The sequence below is a fragment of the Undibacterium sp. TJN25 genome (genome assembly GCF_049339885.1).
GTDB lineage: Bacteria > Pseudomonadota > Gammaproteobacteria > Burkholderiales > Burkholderiaceae_D > Undibacterium.
The window spans coordinates 449,632-473,650 of sequence record NZ_JBMPPM010000006.1 but is presented as its reverse complement, the minus strand read 5'-3'; the positions used below and the strand labels follow the sequence as shown (position 1 = coordinate 473,650).

Annotated in this window: 22 protein-coding genes; 12 read left to right on the top strand and 10 right to left on the bottom strand. The window is 56.4% G+C overall.

All coding sequences use genetic code 11. The features are described from left to right. Positions 1-89 precede the first annotated feature (89 nt). The 3 genes from ACO0LO_RS17875 to fabI all read left to right on the top strand — a co-directional run bounded on the left by ACO0LO_RS17875 (position 90) and on the right by fabI (position 3,824). On the top strand, positions 90-1,520 hold the full coding sequence (locus ACO0LO_RS17875; protein WP_422965860.1) for a TldD/PmbA family protein: 1,431 nt from the start codon (positions 90-92) through the stop codon (positions 1,518-1,520). Next, positions 1,520-2,842, top strand: coding sequence for a TldD/PmbA family protein (locus ACO0LO_RS17870; RefSeq protein WP_422965858.1), 1,323 nt, complete (start codon positions 1,520-1,522; stop codon positions 2,840-2,842). Before ACO0LO_RS17875 ends, ACO0LO_RS17870 begins: the two co-directional genes overlap by 1 nt. A 202-nt stretch (positions 2,843-3,044) precedes the next feature. Continuing rightward, complete coding sequence (gene fabI / locus ACO0LO_RS17865; RefSeq protein ID WP_422965856.1) at positions 3,045-3,824, top strand: enoyl-ACP reductase FabI; 780 nt, start codon at positions 3,045-3,047, stop codon at positions 3,822-3,824. Between the two features lie 99 nt (positions 3,825-3,923). Here the strand turns inward: fabI and ACO0LO_RS17860 are convergent, their stop codons facing one another. After that, positions 3,924-4,271 (bottom strand): winged helix-turn-helix domain-containing protein, encoded by a 348-nt coding sequence (locus ACO0LO_RS17860; RefSeq protein ID WP_422965854.1) that lies wholly within the window; start codon positions 4,269-4,271, stop codon positions 3,924-3,926. Between the two features lie 272 nt (positions 4,272-4,543). Here ACO0LO_RS17860 and ACO0LO_RS17855 point away from each other — a divergent pair, with 272 nt between their 5' ends. Further along, positions 4,544-5,605, top strand: coding sequence for an OmpA family protein (locus tag ACO0LO_RS17855; RefSeq protein WP_422965852.1), 1,062 nt, complete (start codon positions 4,544-4,546; stop codon positions 5,603-5,605). A gap of 542 nt (positions 5,606-6,147) precedes the next feature. Further along, positions 6,148-7,599, top strand: coding sequence for a DEAD/DEAH box helicase (locus tag ACO0LO_RS17850; RefSeq protein WP_422965850.1), 1,452 nt, complete (start codon positions 6,148-6,150; stop codon positions 7,597-7,599). 129 nt (positions 7,600-7,728) lie between these two features. On the opposite strand, the gene senA is transcribed toward ACO0LO_RS17850, so the two are convergent. Beyond that, positions 7,729-8,925 carry a selenoneine synthase SenA gene (gene senA, locus ACO0LO_RS17845; RefSeq protein WP_422965848.1) on the bottom strand — a complete coding sequence of 399 codons (1,197 nt, stop codon included), beginning with the start codon at positions 8,923-8,925 and terminating at the stop codon, positions 7,729-7,731. Between the two features lie 107 nt (positions 8,926-9,032). On the opposite strand from senA, the gene selD reads away from it, so the two are divergent. After that, entirely contained in the window at positions 9,033-10,127 is a 1,095-nt protein-coding gene (gene selD, locus ACO0LO_RS17840) for a selenide, water dikinase SelD (RefSeq protein WP_422965846.1), read from the top strand. 16 nt (positions 10,128-10,143) lie between these two features. Then, on the top strand, positions 10,144-11,082 hold the full coding sequence (tal, locus tag ACO0LO_RS17835; RefSeq protein ID WP_422965844.1) for a transaldolase: 939 nt from the start codon (positions 10,144-10,146) through the stop codon (positions 11,080-11,082). A 105-nt stretch (positions 11,083-11,187) separates the two neighbouring features. Here the strand turns inward: tal and ACO0LO_RS17830 are convergent, their stop codons facing one another. The 4 genes from ACO0LO_RS17830 to ACO0LO_RS17815 all read right to left on the bottom strand — a co-directional run bounded on the left by ACO0LO_RS17830 (position 11,188) and on the right by ACO0LO_RS17815 (position 13,998). Further along, positions 11,188-11,784 (bottom strand): HupE/UreJ family protein, encoded by a 597-nt coding sequence (locus ACO0LO_RS17830; RefSeq protein WP_422965909.1) that lies wholly within the window; start codon positions 11,782-11,784, stop codon positions 11,188-11,190. Positions 11,785-11,920: 136 nt separating this feature from the next. Next, complete coding sequence (locus tag ACO0LO_RS17825) at positions 11,921-12,772, bottom strand: ABC transporter permease (RefSeq protein WP_422965842.1); 852 nt, start codon at positions 12,770-12,772, stop codon at positions 11,921-11,923. A 25-nt stretch (positions 12,773-12,797) separates the two neighbouring features. Beyond that, a complete protein-coding gene (gene rnhA, locus ACO0LO_RS17820) occupies positions 12,798-13,235 on the bottom strand; it encodes a ribonuclease HI (protein ID WP_422965840.1) in 438 nt (145 codons plus the stop codon). Beyond that, entirely contained in the window at positions 13,228-13,998 is a 771-nt protein-coding gene (locus ACO0LO_RS17815; RefSeq protein ID WP_422965839.1) for a class I SAM-dependent methyltransferase, read from the bottom strand. Before ACO0LO_RS17815 ends, rnhA begins: the two co-directional genes overlap by 8 nt. Before the next feature lie 8 nt (positions 13,999-14,006). Between ACO0LO_RS17815 and gloB the strand changes: the two genes are divergently transcribed. The 3 genes from gloB (at position 14,007) to ACO0LO_RS17800 (ending at position 16,760) form a co-directional block, all read left to right on the top strand. Beyond that, positions 14,007-14,792, top strand: a complete 786-nt coding sequence (gene gloB, locus ACO0LO_RS17810) for a hydroxyacylglutathione hydrolase (protein ID WP_422965837.1) — start codon at positions 14,007-14,009, stop codon at positions 14,790-14,792. 71 nt (positions 14,793-14,863) lie between these two features. Further along, positions 14,864-16,024, top strand: a complete 1,161-nt coding sequence (gene earP / locus ACO0LO_RS17805; protein WP_422965835.1) for an elongation factor P maturation arginine rhamnosyltransferase EarP — start codon at positions 14,864-14,866, stop codon at positions 16,022-16,024. A gap of 160 nt (positions 16,025-16,184) precedes the next feature. Then, the gene (locus tag ACO0LO_RS17800) at positions 16,185-16,760 is read left to right on the top strand and encodes an elongation factor P (RefSeq protein WP_422965833.1); all 576 of its coding nucleotides are present in this window, start codon (positions 16,185-16,187) and stop codon (positions 16,758-16,760) included. A 106-nt stretch (positions 16,761-16,866) separates the two neighbouring features. Here the strand turns inward: ACO0LO_RS17800 and ACO0LO_RS17795 are convergent, their stop codons facing one another. The 3 genes from ACO0LO_RS17795 to ACO0LO_RS17785 are packed head-to-tail and all read right to left on the bottom strand — an operon-like array spanning position 16,867 to position 19,394. Beyond that, complete coding sequence (locus ACO0LO_RS17795; protein ID WP_422965831.1) at positions 16,867-17,679, bottom strand: MetQ/NlpA family ABC transporter substrate-binding protein; 813 nt, start codon at positions 17,677-17,679, stop codon at positions 16,867-16,869. A 30-nt stretch (positions 17,680-17,709) separates the two neighbouring features. Then, positions 17,710-18,369 (bottom strand): methionine ABC transporter permease, encoded by a 660-nt coding sequence (locus ACO0LO_RS17790; RefSeq protein WP_422965829.1) that lies wholly within the window; start codon positions 18,367-18,369, stop codon positions 17,710-17,712. After that, a complete protein-coding gene (locus ACO0LO_RS17785) occupies positions 18,369-19,394 on the bottom strand; it encodes a methionine ABC transporter ATP-binding protein (protein ID WP_422965827.1) in 1,026 nt (341 codons plus the stop codon). Before ACO0LO_RS17785 ends, ACO0LO_RS17790 begins: the two co-directional genes overlap by 1 nt. 338 nt (positions 19,395-19,732) lie before the next feature. Between ACO0LO_RS17785 and ACO0LO_RS17780 the strand changes: the two genes are divergently transcribed. Then, positions 19,733-21,295, top strand: coding sequence for an ABC transporter substrate-binding protein (locus ACO0LO_RS17780; protein WP_422965826.1), 1,563 nt, complete (start codon positions 19,733-19,735; stop codon positions 21,293-21,295). Positions 21,296-21,375: 80 nt separating this feature from the next. Further along, entirely contained in the window at positions 21,376-22,293 is a 918-nt protein-coding gene (locus ACO0LO_RS17775) for a class II glutamine amidotransferase (protein ID WP_422965824.1), read from the top strand. Between the two features lie 106 nt (positions 22,294-22,399). Here ACO0LO_RS17775 and ACO0LO_RS17770 read toward each other — a convergent pair whose 3' ends face one another. Next, positions 22,400-23,959: a thioredoxin family protein gene (locus tag ACO0LO_RS17770; protein WP_422965822.1), complete on the bottom strand. Its 1,560-nt coding sequence runs from the start codon at positions 23,957-23,959 to the stop codon at positions 22,400-22,402. Between the last annotated feature and the right edge of the window lie 60 nt (positions 23,960-24,019).

Genomic DNA, 24,019 nt, shown 5'->3' with positions numbered 1-24,019 from the left:
CTGCTTGCAGCGGTTGGCTAAAGCGCAGGTGTATAAAGCCGCCTGCGCGCCCCATTTTTCCGGTTGCAGCTTGCACAAAGGTAGACATCTTGGACAAAGTAAGAGCCTTATTCAAACAACTTGCCCCCGCAGCAGATTTTTGTTCGCTGCGCGTGGTGGATGAAAGCAGCGAACAGCTGCGCGTGCGCCAGAATATATTGCAACCGCTGTCCACTTCCCGCAATCGCGGCGCCATGGTCACGGTGATTCATCAGGGAGGCTACGGCTATGCCGCCACCAGCGACCTGTCCCCGGCGGGATTGCAGGAAGCCATTGACCGCGCCCTGCACTGGGCCCAGGTCAGCGCAGGGCGCTCGGTGATCGACTATGGCAGCATACAGCAGACCGCCGCTACCGGCAGCTACAGCGGCCCTGCCGCTGCAGGCTGGTCGCGCAAGGACCTGATCGGGCTGCTGATGCAGGAAGCGCGCGACTGCAAACTGGATGAACGTATCGTCGACTGGTATGCATCGATAGGCACGACCCGCTCCGAACAGCTCTACCTGAGCACGGCCGGCGCCGACATCCACCAGGAATTTCATTACATCATCCCGAATATGGCGGCCACCGCCAACCAGGGCGTGGACACGCAAACCCGCAGCCTGGGCGGCCAGTACAACGGTTTCTGCCGGCAGGGGGGCATGGAAGTGCTGCAGCAGGCAGGATTCTACGGCGCGGGGAAACGTCTTGCAGCGGAAGCCCTGGACCTGCTGGCGGCGCCCAACTGCCCCAGCGGAAAAATGGACCTGCTGCTGATGCCGGAACAGATGATGCTGCAGATTCACGAATCGATAGGCCATCCTGTGGAGCTGGACCGGATACTGGGCGACGAACGTAATTTCGCCGGCACCAGTTTCGTCACGCTGGACATGTTCGGCCATTTCAAATACGGCTCGGACCTGTTCAATGTCAGCTACGACCCCGGCCGGGCAGAACAATTTGCCAGCTACCGTTGGGACGATGAAGGACATGCCGCAGAAAAAAGCTACGTGATCCGCAATGGCGTGCTGGAACGCCCGCTGGGCGGCCATGTGTCGCAGGCAAGGGCCGGAATTGCCGGCGTGGCCAATTCGCGTGCCTGCGACTGGAACCGGCCGCCGATAGACCGCATGGCCAACCTGAACATAGAGCCTGGCAAGACACCGCTGGCAGACATGATCGCGTCGGTGGAATACGGTGTGCTGATGGATACCAATGTGTCCTGGTCCATTGACGATTCCAGGAACAAGTTCCAGTTCGGCTGTGAATACGGCCAGCTGATCCAGGACGGCGAACTGAAGGGCCTCGTCAAAAACCCCAATTACCGGGGCATCTCCGAAAGCTTCTGGCGCTCGCTGAAAGCAGTGGGCAATGAATCCACCTTCTCGGTAATGGGCACGCCTTTCTGCGGCAAGGGTGAGCCGTCGCAGGTGATCCGTGTAGGGCATGCCTCCCCGGCCTGCCTGTTTGAAAAAGTAGATGTCTTTGGAGGCCAGGTCTGATGCAAGCATTTTTCCATCAAATTGCAGCGCGTGTCGATACGCTGCTGCAGGCAGGCGAACAAAGCACCTGCTGGTTTTCCGGCGAATCCAGCGATTTTGTGCGCTTCAACCGCAGCGCCATCAGGCAGCCCGGGTATGTCGTGCAGCGCGTGCTGACGATCAGCCTGATCCAGGGCGCGCGGCATGCCAACAGCAGTCTTACCTTGTCCGGCAATCTGGATGAAGACAGCGCTTCGCTGGCTGAGGCAATGGCGCAACTCAGGCAGCAATTGCCGGACCTGCCGGAAGACCCTTATCTGCTGATCGCCGCCGGCACGCAAAACACCACGCAGATCCTGCCGTCCAACCTGGTTTCGACGGACAGCATGGTGGACCAGATACTGGCAGCCTCCCGGGGAACAGACATGGTCGGCATCCTGATCGCCGGCTCGCTATACCGCGGCTTTGCCAATTCGCAAGGCCAGCGGAACTGGTATGAAACAGCAAACTTCAATTTCGACTGGAGCCTGTTCCACTCCACCGACAAGGCCGTCAAATCCAACTACGCCGGCTTTGAATGGGACGCGGCCGCTTTTGCACGCAAGTTTGCAGAAGCCTCGGAGCGGCTGGCCTTGCTGGCGGTTCCGCCGGTCACCGTGCCACCCGGTAACTACCGGGTTTACCTGACGCCTACCGCACTCAACGAACTGGTAGGCATGCTGAACTGGGGCGGCCTGGCGGAAAAATCCTTGCGCACGCATCAAAGCCCGCTGCGACGCATGCGGACAGGTGATGCTTCCCTGGCGGCAGGCGTCAACCTGAGCGAAGACAGCAGGACCGGGCTGGCGCCGGGCTTCCAGGCCAAAGGCTTCCTGAAACCACGGGTGACCCCGCTGATCCAGCAAGGCAAGCTGGTCGGCAGCATGGTATCGCCGCGCACTGCCAAGGAATACGGGCTGGCGGGCAACGGCGCGGATGACGATGAAAGCGCCAATTCCATGGTGATGCAGCCGGGCTCTCTGGCAATGGACGATGTGCTGGCCGAACTGGGCACCGGCATCTATGTCAGCAACCTGTGGTACCTGAATTTTTCCGATCGCGCCAACTGCCGTATCACCGGCATGACGCGTTTTGCCACCTTCTGGGTGGAGGACGGCAAAATCAAGGCGCCGCTGAATGTGATGCGTTTTGATGATTCGCTCTTCCGCATCCTCGGTGAAAACCTGCTGGCGCTGACCAGAGAAACTGAAGTGCTGATGGACGACCGCTCCTACGGAGAGCGCCATACAGGCGGCGCCGTACTGCCCGGGGCGCTGGTCAGCGAAATGAGGTTTGTGTTATAGCCCGGCAATTGACGAACGCTTGCGAGCACTTCGCTTAGCAACTACAATTCCGACCTGTCGAATGGAATAAAAGTTCTAACACGATTAAACACGGCAGTCCGCTGCCGATAGCCGGCTATTCGACCATTCGATCATCAACATGCGCTTATAGCGCATGGCATAAAACCTTACCGCGCGGCGCGCGGTAATACCAGGAGTTAACATGGCATTTCTGCAAGGCAAAAAAATTCTGATCACCGGTGTGCTGTCCAACCGCTCTATTGCTTACGGCATTGCCAAATCGTGCCACCGTGAAGGCGCTGAACTGGCGTTCACCTATCAGGGCGAGCGTTTCAAGGACAGGATCACTGAATTTGCCAAGGAATTCGGCAGTGAACTGGTGTTTGACTGCGATGTCGGCAGCGATGAGCAGATCAACGCCGTATTTGCCGAACTGGCCAAGTCCTGGGACGGACTGGACGGTCTGGTGCATGCGATAGGCTTTGCACCGCGTGAAGCCATTGCCGGCGATTTCCTGGACGGCCTGTCGCGTGAATCCTTCCGTATCGCACACGACATTTCTTCTTACAGTTTCCCTGCGCTGGCCAAGGCTGCGTTGCCGATGCTGCGCCAGGATGCCGCGCTGCTGACACTGAGCTATCTCGGCGCCTTGCGCGCCACGCCCAACTACAACACGATGGGCTTGGCGAAAGCATCCCTGGAAGCCAGCGTGCGTTATCTGGCAGAATCTTTGGGCAAACGCGGCATCCGCGTCAATGGCATTTCAGCCGGCCCCATCAAGACCCTGGCTGCCAGCGGCATCAAGGATTTCGGCAAGATATTGAGCGTGGTTGCAGCGAACTCACCGCTGCGCCGCAATGTGACGATAGAAGACGTCGGCAACGCCGCGGCTTTCCTGCTGTCGCCTCTGGCTGGCGGTATCACCGGCGAAATCACTTACGTCGATGGCGGCTATTCGCACGCCATGGGCCTGGCCGAATAAGCGGAAGTTCCGGCACTACTGCACCCTCTTCCCTCGCCCATTCGCGGCGAGGGAGATCCCTCTCTCCATTGTTCCTGCTGTAATTGAGCCGGTCCCAGCCTATCTGGCAATCATGCCAAGTAGCGCATCCAGATCCTGCTGTGCAGCCTTTTGCGCAATCTTTTCTATCGCCCTGTAACGGGCAATGATTTCCATCGCTGTCGGCGTCAGCGCCGCACCGCCGCCTTTGCTCCCGCCGCTTTTAGCCTCCACCACCGGCATCGTCAAGCCACGGTTCATTTCATCGGTCAACAGCCATGCGCGCCTGTAGGACATGTCCAGCGTGCGGGCAGCGGCCGAAATGGAGCCTGTCGCGGCAATCGCTTCCAGCAGCGCAATTTTCCCCGGGCCTATCACGACCTCGTCGCCGCGGCGTATGCGCAAGCGGAATTGGATATCGGTTTTCAAATGTGGAATGGCCTGGTTAACGATAAGGATGCCCGCAAAACATCATTGTATTCCAGTAACGCTCCCAGCGAACTGCGATGCGTCACCGCTAATTGACGTGAATACACAACACCCTGCGGCATTACGTGTAAAAAAACTGCTCAAAAGAACCTGTGTTAGAAGCCGAACAGAAGTATTAGCCACTCGTCACTTAATCTGCGTTCAGCGTCCAGGCATTGCTATAAATTTTTTATCCAGTTCTCTGGGATTCTGTTCAATATTTAAGGAGCACCATGCATACACCACACAGCAAGTTAACCCAGTTCGCAGCCGCCAGCCTCTTATTGTGCGCAGCAAGCGCCTCCGCACTCGCGCAACGCGCGCCGGAAAACTACGACTACAACCCATCCTGGTACATCGCCCCCAGCCTCGGCGTCCTGGATGCTGATTCCCGCTTCGGCGCCGGCGACAGGGGCGAATCCGCCGCGCTGCGATTTGGCAAACCCATAGCGCCTAACTGGGATGTCCAATTTGGCACCAGCTATGGCCGTGACCGCGACAATGGCCAGCGTTACCAGCAAAACACGCTGGGCGTGGATGCGCTGTATATGTTCTCACGTAAAAGCTTCCGTCCCTTCCTGCTGATAGGCGGTGGCGCCGAACGCGACAAACTGAACCGCGCACTGGTGGAAACCCGCAAAACTTCTCCTTATTTGAATGCCGGTATCGGTTTTCAATATGGCTTCTCCGACCGTTGGGCCATGCAGGCCGACCTGCGCCGCGTGCATGGCTTCATGCGCGGTGACGACTTCAATTTCGGCCACAGCAACAACAATTACCTTAATGTGGGCCTGACGTATGCTTTCGGCAGCACACCTACCCGCCCGGTAGAACGCGCGCCGGAACCGATGCCGCAGGCAGCCGCGCCGCAACCGATGCCGGCGCCAGCACCAATGGCCCCGCCACCGCCACGTTTTGAAAAAGTGACGCTGACAGCCACGGAATTGTTTGCTTTCGACAGCGCCAAACTGGGCCCGGACCAGCCGAAACTGGACCAGATCGCACAAGTGCTGAATGACAATACGCAAATCAACGACGTTGTGGTCACCGGTTATACCGATCGCCTGGGCTCCGACAAATATAATATGAAACTGTCGCAACGCCGCGCTGAAGCAGTAAAAGCCTACCTGACCGGAAAAGGCATCGCCGGCAACCGCCTAACGGCGCAAGGCAAAGGTGAAAGCAATCCTGTCGTGGAATGCACGGACAAAAACCGCACAGCCCTGATCAAGTGCCTGGAACCGAATCGCCGCGTTGAAGTGGAGCAGATCACCATCGAACGTCGCGTACCGTAATTCCGGCTTGACCTTGGTGGATGGGCATGGGGCTGAGAAGCCCCATGCTTTTTCCCTCACCCCCCATGAAAATGCCGATTTCCTATCCAATCGGCAAGTAATAAGGAAATTAGCGTTGATATATTGAACAAAGAGTTCAATAAGGGCTGCTTTTTCCCGGGAAATACTGTATCATTCTGTTTGTGCACTGCAATATTACTTATGCAACACCCTGTAATCCCGGGTAGCAAGTTTTATTTATAGTGTTTTTGCAGCACCGCAAGCCTATGCGCATCCAATGAGAAGTACAGATGCAGCAAAGTAAAAGCCCTCCCGCCTTGTATGTCTTGTATCTCTTCTAGACATCGTCCCGGCGCAAAGCTTTTGTGCCGAAATTTCATCGTATTCCGTTTGGTATTCTTTGAGTCATTTCGTTTGGTTGGCGTTGCTTTTTTGCGCGCTCATGCATCTGCATGACGTAATTTTAACGATAAGTGATTGGGAATACCGGTTCAGCGCCTGCGCTGGGCATGGTTGTTTGCAGCCACTCAGGAAAGAAATAAATGACTTTTGAAGCATTAGGCCTACACACGTCCATCATCCGCGCTTTGTCCGATGCAGGCTACACCAAACCTACCGGCGTGCAAGAGCAAGCTGTCCCCGCTGCGATCAGCGGCCGCGACCTGCTGGTTTCCTCGCAAACCGGTTCCGGCAAAACTGCCGCCTTCATGCTGCCTGCACTGCATAAATTTGCTACTGCCGCAGACGTCATGGACACAGATGCAGGCAAGACGCCTAACCAGGAACGCCAGGCAGCACGTGCTCGCGGCGACCGTCCGCGCTTCCAGGCAGCCAAGCCGAAAATGCTGGTGTTGACACCAACCCGCGAACTGGCCCTGCAAGTAACAACAGCAACAGACAAATACAGCGCCTATACACGCCGCATCAAGGCCGTGTCCATCCTGGGTGGCATGCCTTATCCAAAACAGATGCAATTGCTGTCCCGTAATCCGGAAATCCTGGTTGCTACTCCAGGCCGCCTGATCGACCATATGGAATCCGGCAAGATTGATTTCTCCGAACTGGAAATTCTGGTGCTGGACGAAGCCGACCGTATGCTGGACATGGGCTTTATTGACGATATCGAAAAAATCGTCGATGCAACTCCTGCGACACGCCAGACCATGCTGTTCTCCGCAACACTCGACGGCGTAGTCGGCAATATGGCCCGCCGCATTACCAAAGACCCGATGATCATCCAGATCGCCGGCTCCGCGACCAAGCATGAAAACATCACGCAGAAAGTCCACTTCGTGGATGACCTGTCGCATAAAAACCGTATGCTGGACCATCTGCTGCGCGACGTCTCCGTTGACCAGGCTGTAGTATTTACCGCCACCAAGCGCGATGCGGATACCATTGCAGACCGTCTGAACATTGCAGGTTTCGCTGCTGCGGCATTGCATGGCGACATGCACCAGGGCGCGCGTAACCGCACACTGGATGCATTGCGCCGCGGCCAGGTTCGCGTACTGGTAGCCACCGACGTTGCCGCCCGCGGCATCGACGTGCCGGCCATCACGCACGTATTCAACTACGATCTGCCGAAGTTCCCTGAAGACTACGTGCACCGTATCGGCCGTACCGGCCGTGCAGGCCGCAACGGTATGGCAATTTCGCTGGTGAACCATGCAGAAGGCATCAACGTCAAACGTATCGAGCGCTTCACCAAGCAATTGATCCCGGTCGATGTCATCGAAGGTTTTGAACCGAAGAAAACAGCATCCGCTCCCCGCAGCGCGGCACGTAAACCAGGCGGCTGGAAACCGGGCGACAAACGCACCGGCCCATCCACCGGCAACCGTGACCACAAACCGGGCCAGCGTACTTTCAGCAAGCCAGGTTCAGGCACCACCGGTTCCAGCGCAGGCCCCCGCAAAGAAGGCAGCGGCGGCTACAAAGGTACACGCTCCGGCGAAACAACCGGCGCACGCCGTTCTTTCAGCGACCGGTAATCGGCAAACTGCAGCACCAGCCCTCGCAACACGGGCAGTGCCAGTTTGAACAAGCAAAAAAGCGACTGTCACCAGTCGCTTTTTTTATTGGATTCACCCACTTGCCACAGTTTGCTTGCCAGGCAAGGCTTAAGGGCGGCAGGTGCGAAAGCCCACGAAAATATCATCGCTTTCAGGCAGGCAAAACTTCCGGTGCTTCAGCGAGCGCATGCGGGGCGGCGTAACAAAAGATGCGCCGCGCACACTTTGGTGGCTGGAAAAAGCGGGTTCGGAATAACCGGTAAAAGCATCGGGTAAAAACCCCGGATAGGGCTCAAAGGGCGTGCATGTCCATTCCCACAGATCACCCCAGCGGAATGCAGCGTGACCGGAATCGGCAGCAAATTCCCATTCAGATTCGGTTGGCAGGCGGCGATCCGCCCATTGGCAATAGGCCTGCGCTTCATACAGACTGATGTGCCGGACCGGTTCATTCGCAATCAGCGACAGATGGCGGCCAAAGCGCTCACACCGCCACCAGTGGCCGTCACGCAGCCAGCCTTGCGGCGCCGAACGTTCCTGCTCCATCAGCCATTGCCTGCCGGCATTGGACCAGTATTGCGGCCGTTGATAGCCGTTATCGCCGACAAACTCGGCAAATTGCGCATTGCTGATCAGGTTGGAATCCATGACGAAAGCCGGCACATATACCGCATGCACCCATTTTTCATTATCGAAGACAAAGCCCTCATCCGTATTGCTGCCCATCTGCAAGGTCCCGCCGGGAAAGCGTATTTCACCCTGCGCCCACGATGGCGTCGCGTGACGCTCCAGCGCTACCGGTGCATGCAGGCCCAGCGCCTGCAGCATGCCGACCCAATGTTCGCCTTGCATGTCCTGGTAGGCCAATGCCAGCCTGTACGGATACAGCGCAGCATCGTCATTTGCTTCCCGGCTGAGCTTATCCTGCACGCGGTCGAACACTTCATTGAAATAGGTTTTCAGCTGGCCAGGTTTCGGCAGACCCAGCGACCAGCGCGACGATTGTACGACAGTGACAGGATCGAACCAGTCATCGCCCTTGGTCAGGATGGAGGTTTTTACGGCGGCCGCCGGATGGCTGCTCTGCGCTTCGCGCAGCACAAACCATTCGGCAAACCAGGCCAGGTGGCCAAGCGTCCACAAGGGCGGGCTGAACAGCACATTCTTTTCTAGCCCGGCAATATCGTCCATGCCTGCCGCAGCAAAGCAATCGAACAAGGTCAGCGTATAATCATGGGCATTGCGCAGGGCCAGCCCCAGCTCGCGCGCGGAAGCGTTTCGGAATGAGGGCTTGGTCAGTATCATCGAATGAAAATTGCAGAGCGCCAAAACCGCACAATAGCATGAAACCGCATGCATTTTAAGCAAAAGAAAACCACCCTATTTTTGCCGTTGGCAGGATAAATATATCTATGGATACAGCAAACAGCGCGGCACCCGGTGCCACAGGCTCGGCACCGATCCGGCTCACTTCGTTTTCACATGGCGGCGGCTGCGGCTGCAAGATCGCCCCCGGCGTGCTGTCGGAAATCCTGAAAAACTCATCCGGCTTTCCGGTGCCGCCTGCGCTGATGGTGGGAATAGAGACGTCCGACGACGCCGCCGTCTATAAGCTCAACGATGAACAGGCATTGATCGCCACGACGGATTTTTTCATGCCCATCGTCGACGATCCCTACGATTTCGGCAGAATCGCCGCCACCAATGCCATCTCGGACGTCTATGCGATGGGCGGCACGCCCATCATGGCGCTGGCATTAGTCGGTATGCCCATCAACCAGTTGCCGGTAGAAATCATTGGCCAGATCATCAAGGGCGGAGAGTCCATCTGCGCCGAAGCCGGCATTCCTATCGCCGGCGGACATACCATTGATTCGGTCGAACCTATCTACGGCCTGGTAGTGCTGGGACTGATCCATCCATCCAAGGTCAAGCGCAATTCGGACGCCAGGGTCGGCGACAAACTGATCCTCGGCAAGCCGCTGGGCGTGGGCGTACTGTCCGCTGCATTGAAGAAGGAAGCACTCGATGCAGTCGGCTACGCAACCATGATCGCCAATACCACCAAGTTGAACCGCCCTGGCCAGGCCTTGTCCGGCATGAAGGGCGTGCATGCGCTGACCGATGTGACGGGCTTCGGCCTGCTGGGCCACCTGCTGGAAATTTGCCGCGGCGCCGGCGTCAAGGCGCAACTGAACATGTCGCAGATTCCATTATTGCCAAATGTCGTGCAACTGGTGGAGGCCGGCTTCGTCACCGGCGCATCGGCGCGCAACTGGGCTGCTTACGGCCACGACGTCGCGCTGGACGCCGGCGTCAGTCCGGCGCAGCACAAACTGCTGACCGATCCGCAAACTTCGGGCGGCCTGCTGGTGTCCTGCGCGGAAGAAGACGTAGCCGAGGTCCTGGCGCTGTTTAAAGCAGGAGATTTTTTCGATGCTGCCGTCATCGGCGACATCGTTGGTGATATTGTTACAGGTAGCGCGATTGTCGAAGTAAAGCCCTAACGAGAAAATAAAGATCATGAACCAACTTGAACAGCTAAAACAATACACCACCGTCGTTGCCGATACCGGCGATTTTCAGTCCATCAAGGCGTATGCGCCGCAAGATGCGACCACTAATCCCTCACTGATCCTGAAGGCGGTACAAAAGGCGGAATACCGTCCACTGCTGGAACAAGCGGTCAAGGAACATGCCGGCAAATCCATTGCGGAAACCATAGACCATCTGCTGATCGCTTTCGGCTTGCAGATATTGAACGTTATTCCCGGCCGTGTATCGACCGAGACCGACGCCAGGCTGTCTTTCGATACCGAGGCTACTGTCGCCAAGGGCCGCCACCTGATCGCGCTGTATGAAGCCGCCGGCATATCTCGCGAACGCGTGCTGATCAAGATTGCCTCCACATGGGAAGGCATACGCGCGGCAGAAATCCTGGAAAAAGAAGGCATACGCTGCAACATGACGCTGCTGTTCTGCCTGCCGCAGGCGGTAGCCTGTGCAGAAGCCGGCGCCCAGCTGATTTCGCCTTTTGTCGGCCGCATCTACGACTGGTTCAAAAAGCAGACCGGCCAGGAAATCTACGGCGCAGACGACCCCGGCGTGCTGTCGGTCAAACGTATCTACAACTACTACCGCAAGTTCGGCTACGACACCGAGATCATGGGCGCGAGCTTTCGCAATACTTCGCAAATCCTGGAACTGGCAGGCTGCGACCTTTTGACTATCAGCCCGGACCTGCTGCAGAAACTGGCCGACTCGACAACGGCAATTACGTCGAAGCTGAGCAAGGAAGCAGCGCAGGCGTCGGACGTAGAAAGAATATCGATGGATGAAAAATCTTTCCGCTTCCAGCTGAATGAAGATGCGATGGCGACGGAAAAGCTGTCGGAAGGCATACGCGCATTCTGTGCCGATACCGTGAAGCTGGAGCAGATGATTGAGGGTTTGAGGTCGTGATTCAGGAATTGTAGCCTGATGGAGCGTGGCGCAGTCCGGCGGGCTGCCTTGTGGTACAGATCCCGGATTGCGCTATACGCCATCCGGGACGCACTCGTCTTCGAATCAGGATGCTAGCAAGTACATGCCGACCGCGGCAATGCCAATCCCGCTTACCCGCACTGCGGACAGTGCACGCGGATGCCTTGCCAGCAAGCCTATCGCCAAGCCCGCCACATGCAGCAGCAAGGTCGCCATCACAAAACCAAGTCCGAACATGCCGATAGCGGCGCCCTTCGGCATCTCCACGCCGTGCGAATAACCGTGGAACATGCCGAACAGGGACACCAGTATTGCCGCCCCCCATACCGGCATGCGTACTGCGAATGCAATCAGCAGGCCAAGCACTGCGACTGAACTGGCAATGCCCAGTTCGGCAAACGACATGCCCATGCCGGCAGTCGCCAGTACGGCGCCCAGGATCATCATCAAGGGAAAAGCCAGCGGCAGCACCCACAGCGCGGAACGCTTGTTTTGCGCTGCCCACAAGCCTATGCCCAGCATGGCCAGCAAATGGTCAATGCCGGAAAACGGATGCGCAAACCCTTCGGCAAATCCCATCGCCGCAGTATGCACGCCGTCATGCGCAAAGACCGACGCCGCATACAGCAACAGCAAACCAGCGATGGCAATACGGGGGTAGATCTGTTGAGGCTGACGCATTTTCCGGGCATTCGGCATTTTTTGTACACTAGGCATTTTCGCTCCTTATTCATGGCCGCACCAAATCGGCGCATTGCTGTTTTCCTGGTAAATTCCTAGCAATAAATATGCCTTTGAAAAACAAGGGCCGGGAAGGTCAGATTTTTTCCGTAGTGCCGGCTTGCGGCTGCCATTTCATCAGCCGCTTTTCTATCAGGCCCACTGCGCCATCCAGTATCAGCGCAAACACCGTCAGCACGATGATGCCGGCGAATACGGTATTGATGTCGAAGCTGCCCTCCGCCTGCAGGATCAGGTAACCGACGCCGCGTGCAGAGCCGAGGTATTCACCAACGATCGCCCCCACGAACGCCAGCCCCACCGACGTATGCAGGCTGGAAAACACCCAGGACGTGGCGGACGGCAGATACACGTCGCGCAACAGTTGCCGCGCATTGGCGCCCAACATGCGCGCATTTGCCAGCACCACGGGGCTGACTTCCTTGACGCCCTGGTAGACATTGAAGAAGACGATGAAGAAGACCAGCGTCACTGCCAGGGCCACCTTGGACCAGATACCCAGCCCGAACCACATTGCAAAGATCGGTGCCAGGATCACGCGCGGCATGGAATTGGCGGCCTTGATATACGGATCGAGGATTGCCGACGCCACCGGCGACAGCGCAAGCCATAAGCCCATGCCCAAGCCCAGCAGCGTGCCGATGGCGAAGGCCAGCAGGGTTTCCGTCAGCGTGACCAGCAGATGCGAATATATCTCTGCAGGGAAAGTCAGCGTGAACCAGGTAGAGTCGCCTAGGCCGATGTCCAGCGAACCGCTGCCTACCGTGAACCACTGCCACACCCGCAGCAAGACTTTCAGCGGCTCGCCAAAGAAAAAGGCAATTTGCGGATCCCTGGTCGCCACATGCCAGCATCCAAAGACGACGATCAGCACCATCAGTTGCCAGAGCCGCAAATTATGATGGCCGGGCCGTATCCATTTCAGCATGCGCGAGCTTCCTTGTTCCAAATGCTTATTTTCTGACGGAGTCGACGCCGAGATTGGCTAGCTGGTCCGCCCTTTCGTTGCCTGGGTGGCCGGAGTGCCCACGCACCCATATCCACTCGATCTGGTGCATCGACTGTGCTTCGTCCAGCGCCTGCCACAGATCCACGTTTTTCACCGGCGCCTTGGAAGCGGTGCGCCAGCCTTTGGCCTTCCAGCCCTTGATCCATTCAGTGATGCCTTTCAGCACATACTGGCTGTCGGTATGCACGACAATTTGGCAAGGGCGCTTCAGCAATTCCAGCGCCTTGATCACTGCCATCAATTCCATGCGGTTATTGGTTGTATCGGGTTCGCCGCCGAACAGTTCTTTCGCATGCTCGCCCGCTTTCAGCAATGCACCCCAGCCGCCTACCCCAGGGTTTCCCTTGCAGGCGCCATCCGTATAAATTTCTACTTTATCCATTCTTCTTTATCTTGTTTGCCACCGGTACCGCATGGCCTTGTTTAACAGGGCTTTTCTTCCAGGCCGGGCCGATCAGGTGCATGCCTTTTACCCGCTTGATCCCCTGTATCACATAGACCGCACCCAGGTAAGGCCACCAGCGATGGCCGGCCTTTTCCATGAACGCAAAGCGGTGCAGCCATTTGTCTGCCGCGAAAGGCGGCGCATAACAGCCGAAATGGCCGCGGCTGACCTCCATATTCAACAGCTTCAGCCAATCCTTCATGCGCGGCACGCCGATGAACTCCCCTTCTTTCGGCAGGAAATACGAATTTGTCATGCGGCCCGCCGCCTGCCTTGCTCCCCACAGGCTGGCGCGGTTAAAGCCACAGATGATCACCCTGCCCTCAGGGATCAGCACCCGGTCCACCTCGCGCAGTATCTGGTGCGGTTCCGCGGCAAATTCCAGCACATGCGGGAGCACCACCAGATCCAGGCTTTGCGAATGAAAAGGCAACTCGGTAAAATCGTGCACCACTACAATAGGCGTTGGCTTGGCAGCTTGCGGTTCAGACGGGAACTCAGTTGCCGTCAGCCATTTGTTGGGCATACGGTTCGCTGCCAGCGCATTGATCTGCGGCATGCCGATCTGCACTGCATTAAACCCAAAAATATCTGCCGTCAGGCTGTCCAGGCAAGCTTGCTCCCACTCGCGGATATAGCATCCCGCCGGGCTCTCCAACCACGCGCCTAGGTCTATAATGGGATTTTGCTTTGTATCCATGCCATCCTATGAAGAATACCCTGAGTATATTGACTGTCCCCGCATTTGACGACAACTATCTGTGGCTCATCCACGACGGCAAGCATGCAGCAGCGGTGGATCCCGGCGACGCCGCGCCCATCCTCGCTGCACTGCAAGAAAATCAGCTGGAATTATCCGCTATTTTACTGACACATCACCACGCCGACCATATCGGCGGCGTGCCCGCATTGCTGGCGCACAGGCAGGTGCCGGTTTTTGGCCCTGCCAACGACAATATCGCTGCGGTAAGCCAGAAGCTGCACCAGGACCAGCACATCACCGTGCCCGGACTGGGGCTGGAACTGGACGTCATCGAAGTTCCCGGCCATACCCGCGGCCATATCGCGTATTATTCAGCGCAGCAACACTGGCTGTTTTGCGGCGACACGTTATTCGCCGGCGGCTGCGGCAGGCTGTTCGAGGGAACGCCATCGCAAATGCTGACCTCGCTGGACAAGCTGGCAGCGCTGCCCGGCGACACTGCCGTGTACTGTGCGCATGAATACACAATGTCGAATCTGCGCTTCGCGCGCGAAGTCGAGCCGGACAACCAGGCACTGGCGACGCGCATACTGACCGAGCAAGACAAGCGCGATCATGGCATCCCGACTGTCCCTACGCAGATTGCACTGGAAAGGCAGACCAATCCCTTCCTGAGGATCAGGGAAGCGTCGGTGCAGGAACGCCTGGTAATAGCAGGAAAGATCCAGGCAGACAAAGACGATGCCAGTAATTTCGGCGCCTTGCGCGAGTGGAAAAATAATTTTCGCTAACCGGCAAGGCTGGACGCACGCGGCCTCCCCGGCTCTGCGTACATGCATTTTTGCATCTTGAATCAGCTGACATGCCTTCAAAAAAGAATCGCTCCACAACGCTCGCCCTGTTTTGCAAAGTCGTCGACAACTATGGCGACATCGGCATCTGCTGGCGCCTCGCCAAACAACTGGAACAGGAACACAGCATTGCCGTCACGCTATGGGTGGATGACTTGCGCAGTTTTCAGCGCATCTGCCCTGCTGTCGATACCGGCCGCGAGCTCCAGCAGGTCGACAACATCACCGTGCAGCACTGGCGCGGCCAAGGTGGCGAGTTTGCAGCCGAAGATATCGCCGATATCGTCATTGAATTTTTCGCCTGTGACATTCCCCCGGGATACATTGCCGCCATGGCGCGCTGCGAGCAGCGGCCTGTGTGGCTGAACCTGGAAGGCCTGACTGCGGAAACCTGGGTCGAAGGCTGCCACACGCTGCCGTCGCCCCATCCGTCCTTATCGCTGACCAAGTATTTTTTCTTCCCAGGCTTTACCCGCCGTACCGGAGGCCTGCTGAGAGAAGCCTCACTCGAAGAGCTACGCCTGGATTTTCAATCCCGTCCGGCCCACGCAGACGATTTCCTTGCCCGTTTCGGCATGACGCCAGCCGAAATCTCTTCGCTGAAAGTATCGCTGTTCTGTTATCCGCAGGCGCCGGTTTCCGCACTCTTTCAGGCCTGGCAAACCGGTGGCAGGGCCGTCACCTGCCTGGTGCCGGAAGGCGTTGCCACCGAAGCGCTTGAAACCTTTCTTGGCATCCCCGCGAAAGCAGGTGCAACCGCAACCCACGGTGCGCTGACGGTCCGCGTACTGCCTTTTATACCGCAGCCGGATTACGACAAACTGCTGTGGTCGTGCGATGTCAATTTTGTCCGGGGCGAGGATTCTTTCGTACGGGCGCAGTGGGCCGGAAAGCCCTTCATCTGGCATATCTACCCTCAGGACGAGAATTTGCATCACGTCAAACTGAAGGCATTCCTGCAAGCCTATACCCCTGCGACAGCGGGCTTGCTTGCCCTCTCTTATGCCTGGAACGGGGTAACGGCCGGTACAGTCAACTGGACAGAAACATGGCCCGACTTTGCGGAGGGCCTGTCCGGAATTGCCCGCGAGGCTACAAATTGGCAGAATTTGCAATTGGCAAACGGTGATCTGGCATCGAATTTGCTGAAATTTGCCAACGCAATGCGCTAAGCGCAAGTAAAATGCGGTACAATCTACGGTTAATTTTTAACGTATTTTTGAACGCATTTGTTAAATGCGTTTTTGAATTAATCAACCGTGGTCTTGCAGGGCTTTTTGCCAGTGGGCGACAGATGATTTTTATGCAACCTACTTTTTACGTATATTCGCTATGAAACCTGCAAAAGAAATTCGTGTTGGCAACATTATTATGGTCGACAGCAAGCCCATGATCGTTCTGCGCTCTGATGTCAATGGCTCCAGCCGCACGGGCTTCACCTACAAATGGAAGATGAAAAATCTTCTGACAAACAGCCCACAGGAAAACGTTTTCCGCGGCGATGACAAATTCGACGTTGTCGTGCTCGACAAAAAAGCGGTAACTTACTCTTACTTCGCTGACCCATTGTTTGTATTCATGGACACTGAATATGAACAGTATGAAATCGAAGAAGAAAACCTGGGCGATGCATTGCATTACCTGAAAGACGGCATGGAATGCGAAGCGGTTTTCTACGACGGCAAAGCCATCTCGGTTGAACTGCCAACCACTATCGTTCGTAAAGTTGTGTATTCCGAACCAGCGGTCAAAGGCAATACATCCGGCAACGTGCTGAAAGAAGCCAAGATTGAAAACGCCATCGAAGCAAATATGCACGTTGTTCAAGTGCCTTTGTTCGTGAGCCAGGATGATTCGATCGAGATCGATACCCGCACCAATGAATACAAACGCGTGATCCGTAACTAATTCGGTTTCGCAAAAAAAAACGCTGCCTGAACGCTGCTTATCAAGCAGCGTTTTTTTTCGTCCATTTTTGTACGGCGACATCATCGCCGCACTTCCTTTACCCCGCTCAGAACGCCGGTACTACCGCGCCTTTGTATTTGTCTTCAATGAATTTCTTCACTTCCGGCGAATTCAGCGCGACGACCAGTTTTTTAAAGGCATCGCTGTTTTTATTGTCTTCCCTGGCAACCAGCAAATTCGCATATGGAGAATTGGCATCTTCAATGAACAGCGAATCCTTGACCGGGTTCAGCTTGGCTTCGATCGCGTAATTGGTGTTGATCAGGGCCAGGTCCACCTGGTCCAGCACACGTGGCAAGGTCGCTGCTTCCAGTTCGCGGAATTTCAGGTTTTTGGGATTGTCGATGATATCTTTTTTGGTCGCTGAAATATTGGTGGGGTCTTTCAGCTTCAGCAGCCCCTGCTTGGCCAGCAGCAGCAAGGCACGGCCGGAGTTGGATGGATCGTTGGGGATGGCGACGGTAGCGCCATTGGGCAGATCCGCCACTTTCTTGTATTTCCGGGAATAAGCAGCAAAAGGCTCTACGTGAACCTTGGCAATTGGCACTTCCAGATCATTCTTGTGGCTCTTTTTAAATTCATCCAGGTAGGGCTGGTGCAGGAAGAAATTGCCGTCCAGATGTTTCTCGTTGACCTGCACCGCGGGCTGGATATAGTCAGTGAATACCTTGATCTTCAGGTCCACGCCCTGCTTTGCGAGCTGGGGCTTGATGAACTCAAGTATTTCGGCATGCGGCACCGGGCTGGCGGCGATTGTCAAAGTTTCTGCCGCGTGTGCGCTCGCTGCGCCGAACAGTGCAACAGAAGCCAATGAGGATGCCAGCAGCAGGCTGAACTTGCGCTTGGATATGGATGACATGAATACTCCTTGTGATGAAAAAAGAAAAAACTACTTGCGGGTGAAGCGCAGGACCAGCCTGTCGCCGAAAAATTGCAGCAGCTGCACCAGCACCACCAGGATCGCCACCGTGACGATCATCACGTCGGTCTGGAAACGCTGATAGCCATAGCGCAACGCCAGATCACCCAGGCCGCCGCCGCCGATCACGCCGGACATCGCAGCATAGGACACCAGTGCAATCGTGGTCACTGTGCCCGCAGCCAGCAGGCCCGGCATGGCTTCAGGCAGCAGCGCTTGAACGATAATCTGATGCGTCTTGGCACCCATGGCCTGGCAGGCCTCGATAATGCCGCGGTCCACTTCACGCAGTACGTTTTCCACCAGCCGCGCAAAAAAAGGTGTAGTGCCGATGACCAGCGGCGGAATGGTGCCTGGCACCCCCAGCGAAGTGCCGACCAGGAAAAGCGTGACCGGTATCAGCACGATGAGCAGGATGATAAAAGGCACGGAGCGCAGGATGTTCACGACGAAAGACAGCAGCGCATAGATGCCCCGCTGTTCCAGCAATTGCTTGCGGCCGGTCAGGAACAGCAGCACGCCCAGCGGCAATCCCAGGATGACGGTAAAGAACAGGGAAAAGCCGGTCATCGTTAATGTATCCAGCGTTGCCTGGCCTATGTCGGCCCAGTCTATTTGAGAAAAATCCATCACCGTGCCTCACCTTCAATAATTTCATACCGCACCTGCATCTGCCGGAACAACTCAAACAGAGACTCTTTCTCGGCGGCGGTGGCATCCAGTTCCACCAGCAATTGTCCATAAGGCGTATTTTTGATACGGGCAATCGTCCCTTGCAGGATGGCCATCTGGGCTTTGGTCTGTGCAGCAATACGGCTCAGGATGGGCTGCCAGGTAGCAGCGCCTGTATATGTCAGGCGCAGCAGCAGGCTGCCCGGAGCACGTCCGGAAAAATTCAAATCATCCATATCCAGCGCCTGGTTCTCCGCGACCAGGCTTTTGGTCACCGCATGCTGAGGATGCAGGAAGACATCCGTAACATCCCCTGACTCCACAATTTCACCCGCATCAATCACGGCGACCTGGTCGCAAAGAGTGCGTATGACCTGCATTTCATGGGTGATCAGCACGATGGTCAGGCCCAGCTTTTGATTAATGTCCAGCAGCAGGCGCAGGATTGCCTGCGTAGTTTCCGGATCCAGCGCCGATGTCGCTTCATCACACAGCAACAGGTGCGGATAATTGGCGATGGCCCTGGCGATACCCACGCGCTGCTTTTGTCCTCCCGACAGCTGCGAGGGGTATTTGTCCTTCTGATCCGCAAGCCCCACCAGTTCCAGCAATTCATCCACGCGTCGGCTGCGCTGCTCACGTGTGTGCTGCCCCGCCAGTTTTAGCGGAAAATCGATGTTTTCAGCCACCGTCTTTGCATTAAGCAGATTGAAATGCTGGAACACCATACCTACGCGTTGCCGCAACTGATGCAACCCTGTGCTATCGAGCAGCGTGATGTCTTGTCCGTCAATATAAACGTGGCCGCCGCTCGGCCTTTCCAGCAGATTCAGCGCGCGCAATAGCGTGCTTTTCCCCGCGCCGGAACGCCCTATGATGCCGAAGACACTGCCTTTGCGAACCTGCAGATTGATATTGCGCAAGGCACTGACGGACCGGCCGTCAACGGTATAATTTTTATGTAGCTGTTCGATACGAATCACTGATGCAGACCAAGAAGATGCGAAAGGCGCTCACTGTATCGAAAGAGATGCGATCTTTCCAATCATAAAAACTTATTTACATATTCACTTCTCCAGCATGAACAAAGAAGAAAAAAACATGAGCACGGCGGGGGTCGCCTGGCGCCGCTGGCCTGGAAAAAACGCATAGATTGAATCGGAATAAGGTAAGTTGGAATGCGTCTTTTACTTCGCGCCGGGAACCCTCTACCATCGCTACTTGCTATCGGATGCTGCCGGCGAATATCTCTGATGTTAAGCTTGCCGTTTTATCCAGATAGCCATTAGGGAAATCCATGCTCCACTTTGCCGGAAAAAAAATGATTATCGCGGCCGCGATGGCCGCCTCTGTTGCGTTGGCAGGAGCCGTGTCGCCCGCCGCATTTGCTGCCGATCTGAAGATAGGCCTGGCTGCCGACGTGTCCTCGCTGGATCCCCATTACCTGAATATCGCACCGAACATTTCCTTCGCGTCGCATCTGTTCGACGCGCTGGTGCATATAGATGCAAACGGCCACCTGATACCCGGCCTGGCAGTCTCCTGGAAAGCTGTCGATGCGACGACCTGGGAATTCAAGCTGCGCCGCGGCGTCAAATTCCATGATGGTTCCGAACTGACTGCCGAAGACGTGATCTTCTCGCTGGACAGGCCGGCCACGCTGACCAACAGTCCAGGCCCGTTCACCAGCTATACGAAGCAGATCATCTCCAAGCAGGCAGTGGATTCCTACACCATCAGGCTGAAAACCGCCAAGCCCTACGGCCCGCTGCCGCTGGATGTCAGCTCAATCTTTATCGTATCGAAAAAAGCATCGCTGCATGCGACGACTGACGACTTCAACAGCGGCAAGGCGCTGATAGGCACCGGCCCGTTCAAATTCATCAGCTTCAAGCGCGGCGACAGCATACAGGTGGCGCGTAACGACAGTTACTGGGGCGAAAAAGCCGCCTGGGACAAAGTCACTTTCCGTATCATTACCAGCGGTGCGCCGCGTGTTGCGGCGCTGCTGGCCGGCGACGTGGATGCAATTGACGGCGTGCCGCCGGCAGATATCGCCAAGCTGAAGACCAACGCCAAATTCAAGCTGGAACAGAAAATCTCTTGGCGTACGCTGTTCTGGGAACTGGACCAGCAAGCCCGGGTTTCTCCGTATATCACCGATAAGGCAGGCAAACCGCTGGCAGTGAACCCTTTGCGCGATGTGCGCGTGCGCCAGGCCATCTCCAAGGCAATCAACCGCAAGGCGCTGACGGAACGCACGCTCGAAGGCCTGGCTGTGCCGGCCTCGAATATTGTCGCGCCTGGCATCCTGGGCTACAACGACAGCCTGCAGGTGGAAGCTTACGATCCGGAAGGTGCGAAAAAATTGCTGGCAGCAGCAGGCTATCCGAACGGCTTCGCGCTGACACTGCACGGCCCTAACAACCGCTATATCAATGACGAACAGGTAGTGCAGACCGTCGCCCAGTTCCTGAGCAAGGTCGGCATACAGGCCAAGGTAGAGACGCTGCCACTGGCCGCGTATTTCCCCAAGGCGTCCAAGGGCGACTTCAGCGTTGCATTGCTGGGCTGGGGCACGCTGGCGACCGATTTCGGTCTGCGTACGCTGACCGGCACGCCCAACCCGGACACGGGCTGGGGCAGCTGGAACTGGGGCAAGTACAGCAATCCGGCTCTGGATGAATTGGTGCAGTCTTCGCTATCGTCAGTAGATGAGGCAAAGCGCGAGGATTTTGCCAAAAAGGCAGCAGCGCTGGCCTTGAAGGACTATGCGTTAATTCCTTTGCATCACCAGTATGCAACATGGGCGTTGCGTAAAGGCATCAAATATGCAGCCAGAACCGATGAATTTACGTTCGCACACCAATTTAAGCCTGAATAGGCTCAAATAATTTACATGATTTACGGCAATAGATGTATTTTAGATTTATTGCTGGAATATTGAAAACAGGATAGCAGTCGATGTGCCAATTATTGGGGATGAATTGCAACAACCCGGCCGAGATCACCTTTTCGTTTGAAGGTTTCTCGGAGCGTGGCGGTCGCACCGATGAACATAAGGACGGCTGGGGCATCGCCTTCTATCATGGCTCCGGCTGCCGCCTGTTCACCGACTACCTGTCTTCGATCACTTCACCGCTGGCGGAGATGATCAAACGCAATCCCATCAAATCCCGCAATGTGATCGCCCATATCCGCAAGGCGACGCAAGGTACCATCGTTCTGGAAAACAGCCATCCCTTCATGCGCGAACTGTGGGGCAAGTACTGGACCTTTGCGCACAACGGGGACCTGAAAGCCTTTCACCCTAGCTTAAACGGCATTTTTCATCCGGTCGGCGAAACCGACAGCGAACGTGCTTTCTGCTATCTGATGGAAGGCTTGCGCAGGCGTTTTCCGGAATGCAGCGCCAGCAAACTGCCGGGGCGCGCGGAGCTGTTTGATGCGATTGCCGCGCTGACACAGGAAATCGCCGCGCACGGCATCTTCAATTTCATGCTGTCCAATGGTGAAGTTCTGTTTGCCCACTGCTCCACGAATCTGCACTATGTGGTGCGCGAATATCCGTTCTCCACTGCGAACCTGGTGGATTGCAATCGCAGCATAGACTTCAGCCTGCACAACACGCGTGACGACAAGATTGCCGTAATCGCCACCAAGCCCCTGACCTCCAACGAAGTCTGGTCGGCTTTCCAGCCAGGTGAGTTGAAGATGTTCCTGGAGGGCGGGCTGGCCAGAAATGCCGCCATCCCGGTCGCATTCGAGGTACCGGCCGCGACGGAATCGGATGTGCGCGCACAAATCGCGGCAACCACCGAAGCCCCTGGCCGCAAACGGGAAAAGCCTTCGCTGGCACTGCATTTCGCAGTCGCAATTTAGACGCTTTCGTTTTTACTTTTTCAATAAAAAAGGGGCTGCCGTCACCGGCACCCCCCTTTTTTTTCACTATAGGGTGCGATCCATATCACACCCTGGTTCCATACAGTCAGGTTTTTACCTCGCTGAACACACCCTGGCATGCTGCCTTCTGCGGATCCGCGGATGGCAGTTTGCTACAGATGCCATCCAGCTGGCTGCGCACTTTTTGCAGCGCAACCTTGTGTTTGCCATCCTTGTTCCATTCGTTCAGTTTCTTGCCCATGCGTTCCAGCGATGAACGGTTGCGTTCGTAAAATGCGTTTTCTGTGCCGCCGATTTCCGTCAGCACGTTCTGCGTTGCCTTCTGTATCCGCGCTTCTTCCTGCGGCGCCAGATCGATCAGGCCGTTGACATAAGTTGCCCCCCATTGCAGGCGCGTGGCCGGTCCCTTGGCGGCGTTATAGGCTTGCTCATACCAGTTGACAGCCGCTGCCTTGTCGCCGCGCTTCTTGGCATTGGATGCCAGGCTCAGCATGAAATAATACGGCGAGTGCGAGCGCTTCAGCTCAGCCTTCAGCAGTGCATCCGATTCGTCCAGCAAGCCTGCATTGCCCAGCGCATGGCCAGCAGCGTTGATGACGGACTGGCGTTCATAGGCGTCAGTGGTTGCCTGGTCTATCTGCGCCACGCGCTTTTGCACGTCCTTGAGCAGGTTTGCATCCAGCGCACCTTTAGGGTTTTCCTGGCGAGCCAGCGCTACCAATCCATCTACCGCAGTCAGCCTGTCCGTCTTGGATAAGCTGGCGTCATCGGCCAGGCGCAGCAATGCGCTGTTGAACACGGTAATCAGCTTGCTGCGTGCATCGGTCTGCGGAGCCGTGACGAGTTCAGCCAGATCAGCCGGATAATTGGTGAACAGGTCCATGTTGTCCCGCGCCACGGCCTGGTCGGCCAGCGCCTTCTGCAATTTGTCCACTGCTACTGCCTTGTCCAATGCAGGCACTGGCTGGCCCGGCTTGATGCCGGCTATGGCAACCAATGCCTTCAGGTAGAGCCTGGTCGCCTCATGGCCTGCCGGCGCAATGCTGGAAAGACGCAGCAACGTGGAGGCGACATCCTTGCCTTCCACCAGTTTTTGTTCAGGGTCATCCCACGAATAATCGGCAAGCAGGCTCCACTCTTCCGCTTTCAGGTTCTTGCCGCCGGCGAGCGCCGACTTCAGGATGTCTTGCACGGAATTGGTGGTGTTCATCGCCAGCGCCAGCACTTGCAGGTAACGCTCGGAATCGACCTCACCCGGCAGACGGGTAATCTCGGTACCGTCCGGCTTGAACAGGATCATCGTCGGATAGCCGCGCACCTTGAAGCGCGCACCCAGCTTTTGCGCGCCCGGCGTGTCGCCATCCAGATAGACAGGCACGAAGTGCCGAGAGCGGTCGATAAAATCCTGGCGGTTGAAAATCGTTGCCTTTACCTGGTTGCACGGCGGGCACCAGCCTGCGCCCCAATACAGGAACAAAGGTTTGTTGCCGGCCTTGGCGCGTGCGAAGGCGGCATCGACATTATTATCCTTTTGCCAGTCTATGCCCGACTTCGCTGAACTGCTTGTGCTTGCAGCATGAACAGACATTGCGGGGATGGCGGCCGCAAGCAGCAAACCGGCGATAACAGCAGTACGAATTTTCATAAGCAGTAAATAAATGATTTCGAATGATTCCAACACCTTCATCGAAGGCGACAATGGAAA

What these genes read in the sequence shown, in the direction of transcription:
- selD (WP_422965846.1), top strand. Translation starts at nt 9,033, where the DNA reads ATGGATACAGCAAACAGCGCGGCACCCGGTGCCACAGGCTCGGCACCG.
- ACO0LO_RS17780 (WP_422965826.1), top strand. Translation starts at nt 19,733, where the DNA reads ATGATTATCGCGGCCGCGATGGCCGCCTCTGTTGCGTTGGCAGGAGCC.
- tal (WP_422965844.1), top strand. Translation starts at nt 10,144, where the DNA reads ATGAACCAACTTGAACAGCTAAAACAATACACCACCGTCGTTGCCGAT.
- ACO0LO_RS17850 (WP_422965850.1), top strand. Translation starts at nt 6,148, where the DNA reads ATGACTTTTGAAGCATTAGGCCTACACACGTCCATCATCCGCGCTTTG.
- ACO0LO_RS17790 (WP_422965829.1), bottom strand. Translation starts at nt 18,369, where the DNA reads ATGGATTTTTCTCAAATAGACTGGGCCGACATAGGCCAGGCAACGCTG.
- ACO0LO_RS17825 (WP_422965842.1), bottom strand. Translation starts at nt 12,772, where the DNA reads ATGCTGAAATGGATACGGCCCGGCCATCATAATTTGCGGCTCTGGCAA.
- earP (WP_422965835.1), top strand. Translation starts at nt 14,864, where the DNA reads ATGCCTTCAAAAAAGAATCGCTCCACAACGCTCGCCCTGTTTTGCAAA.
- ACO0LO_RS17870 (WP_422965858.1), top strand. Translation starts at nt 1,520, where the DNA reads ATGCAAGCATTTTTCCATCAAATTGCAGCGCGTGTCGATACGCTGCTG.
- ACO0LO_RS17830 (WP_422965909.1), bottom strand. Translation starts at nt 11,784, where the DNA reads ATGCGTCAGCCTCAACAGATCTACCCCCGTATTGCCATCGCTGGTTTG.
- ACO0LO_RS17855 (WP_422965852.1), top strand. Translation starts at nt 4,544, where the DNA reads ATGCATACACCACACAGCAAGTTAACCCAGTTCGCAGCCGCCAGCCTC.
- fabI (WP_422965856.1), top strand. Translation starts at nt 3,045, where the DNA reads ATGGCATTTCTGCAAGGCAAAAAAATTCTGATCACCGGTGTGCTGTCC.
- gloB (WP_422965837.1), top strand. Translation starts at nt 14,007, where the DNA reads ATGAAGAATACCCTGAGTATATTGACTGTCCCCGCATTTGACGACAAC.
- senA (WP_422965848.1), bottom strand. Translation starts at nt 8,925, where the DNA reads ATGATACTGACCAAGCCCTCATTCCGAAACGCTTCCGCGCGCGAGCTG.
- ACO0LO_RS17815 (WP_422965839.1), bottom strand. Translation starts at nt 13,998, where the DNA reads ATGGATACAAAGCAAAATCCCATTATAGACCTAGGCGCGTGGTTGGAG.
- ACO0LO_RS17770 (WP_422965822.1), bottom strand. Translation starts at nt 23,959, where the DNA reads ATGAAAATTCGTACTGCTGTTATCGCCGGTTTGCTGCTTGCGGCCGCC.
- ACO0LO_RS17800 (WP_422965833.1), top strand. Translation starts at nt 16,185, where the DNA reads ATGAAACCTGCAAAAGAAATTCGTGTTGGCAACATTATTATGGTCGAC.
- rnhA (WP_422965840.1), bottom strand. Translation starts at nt 13,235, where the DNA reads ATGGATAAAGTAGAAATTTATACGGATGGCGCCTGCAAGGGAAACCCT.
- ACO0LO_RS17795 (WP_422965831.1), bottom strand. Translation starts at nt 17,679, where the DNA reads ATGTCATCCATATCCAAGCGCAAGTTCAGCCTGCTGCTGGCATCCTCA.
- ACO0LO_RS17775 (WP_422965824.1), top strand. Translation starts at nt 21,376, where the DNA reads ATGTGCCAATTATTGGGGATGAATTGCAACAACCCGGCCGAGATCACC.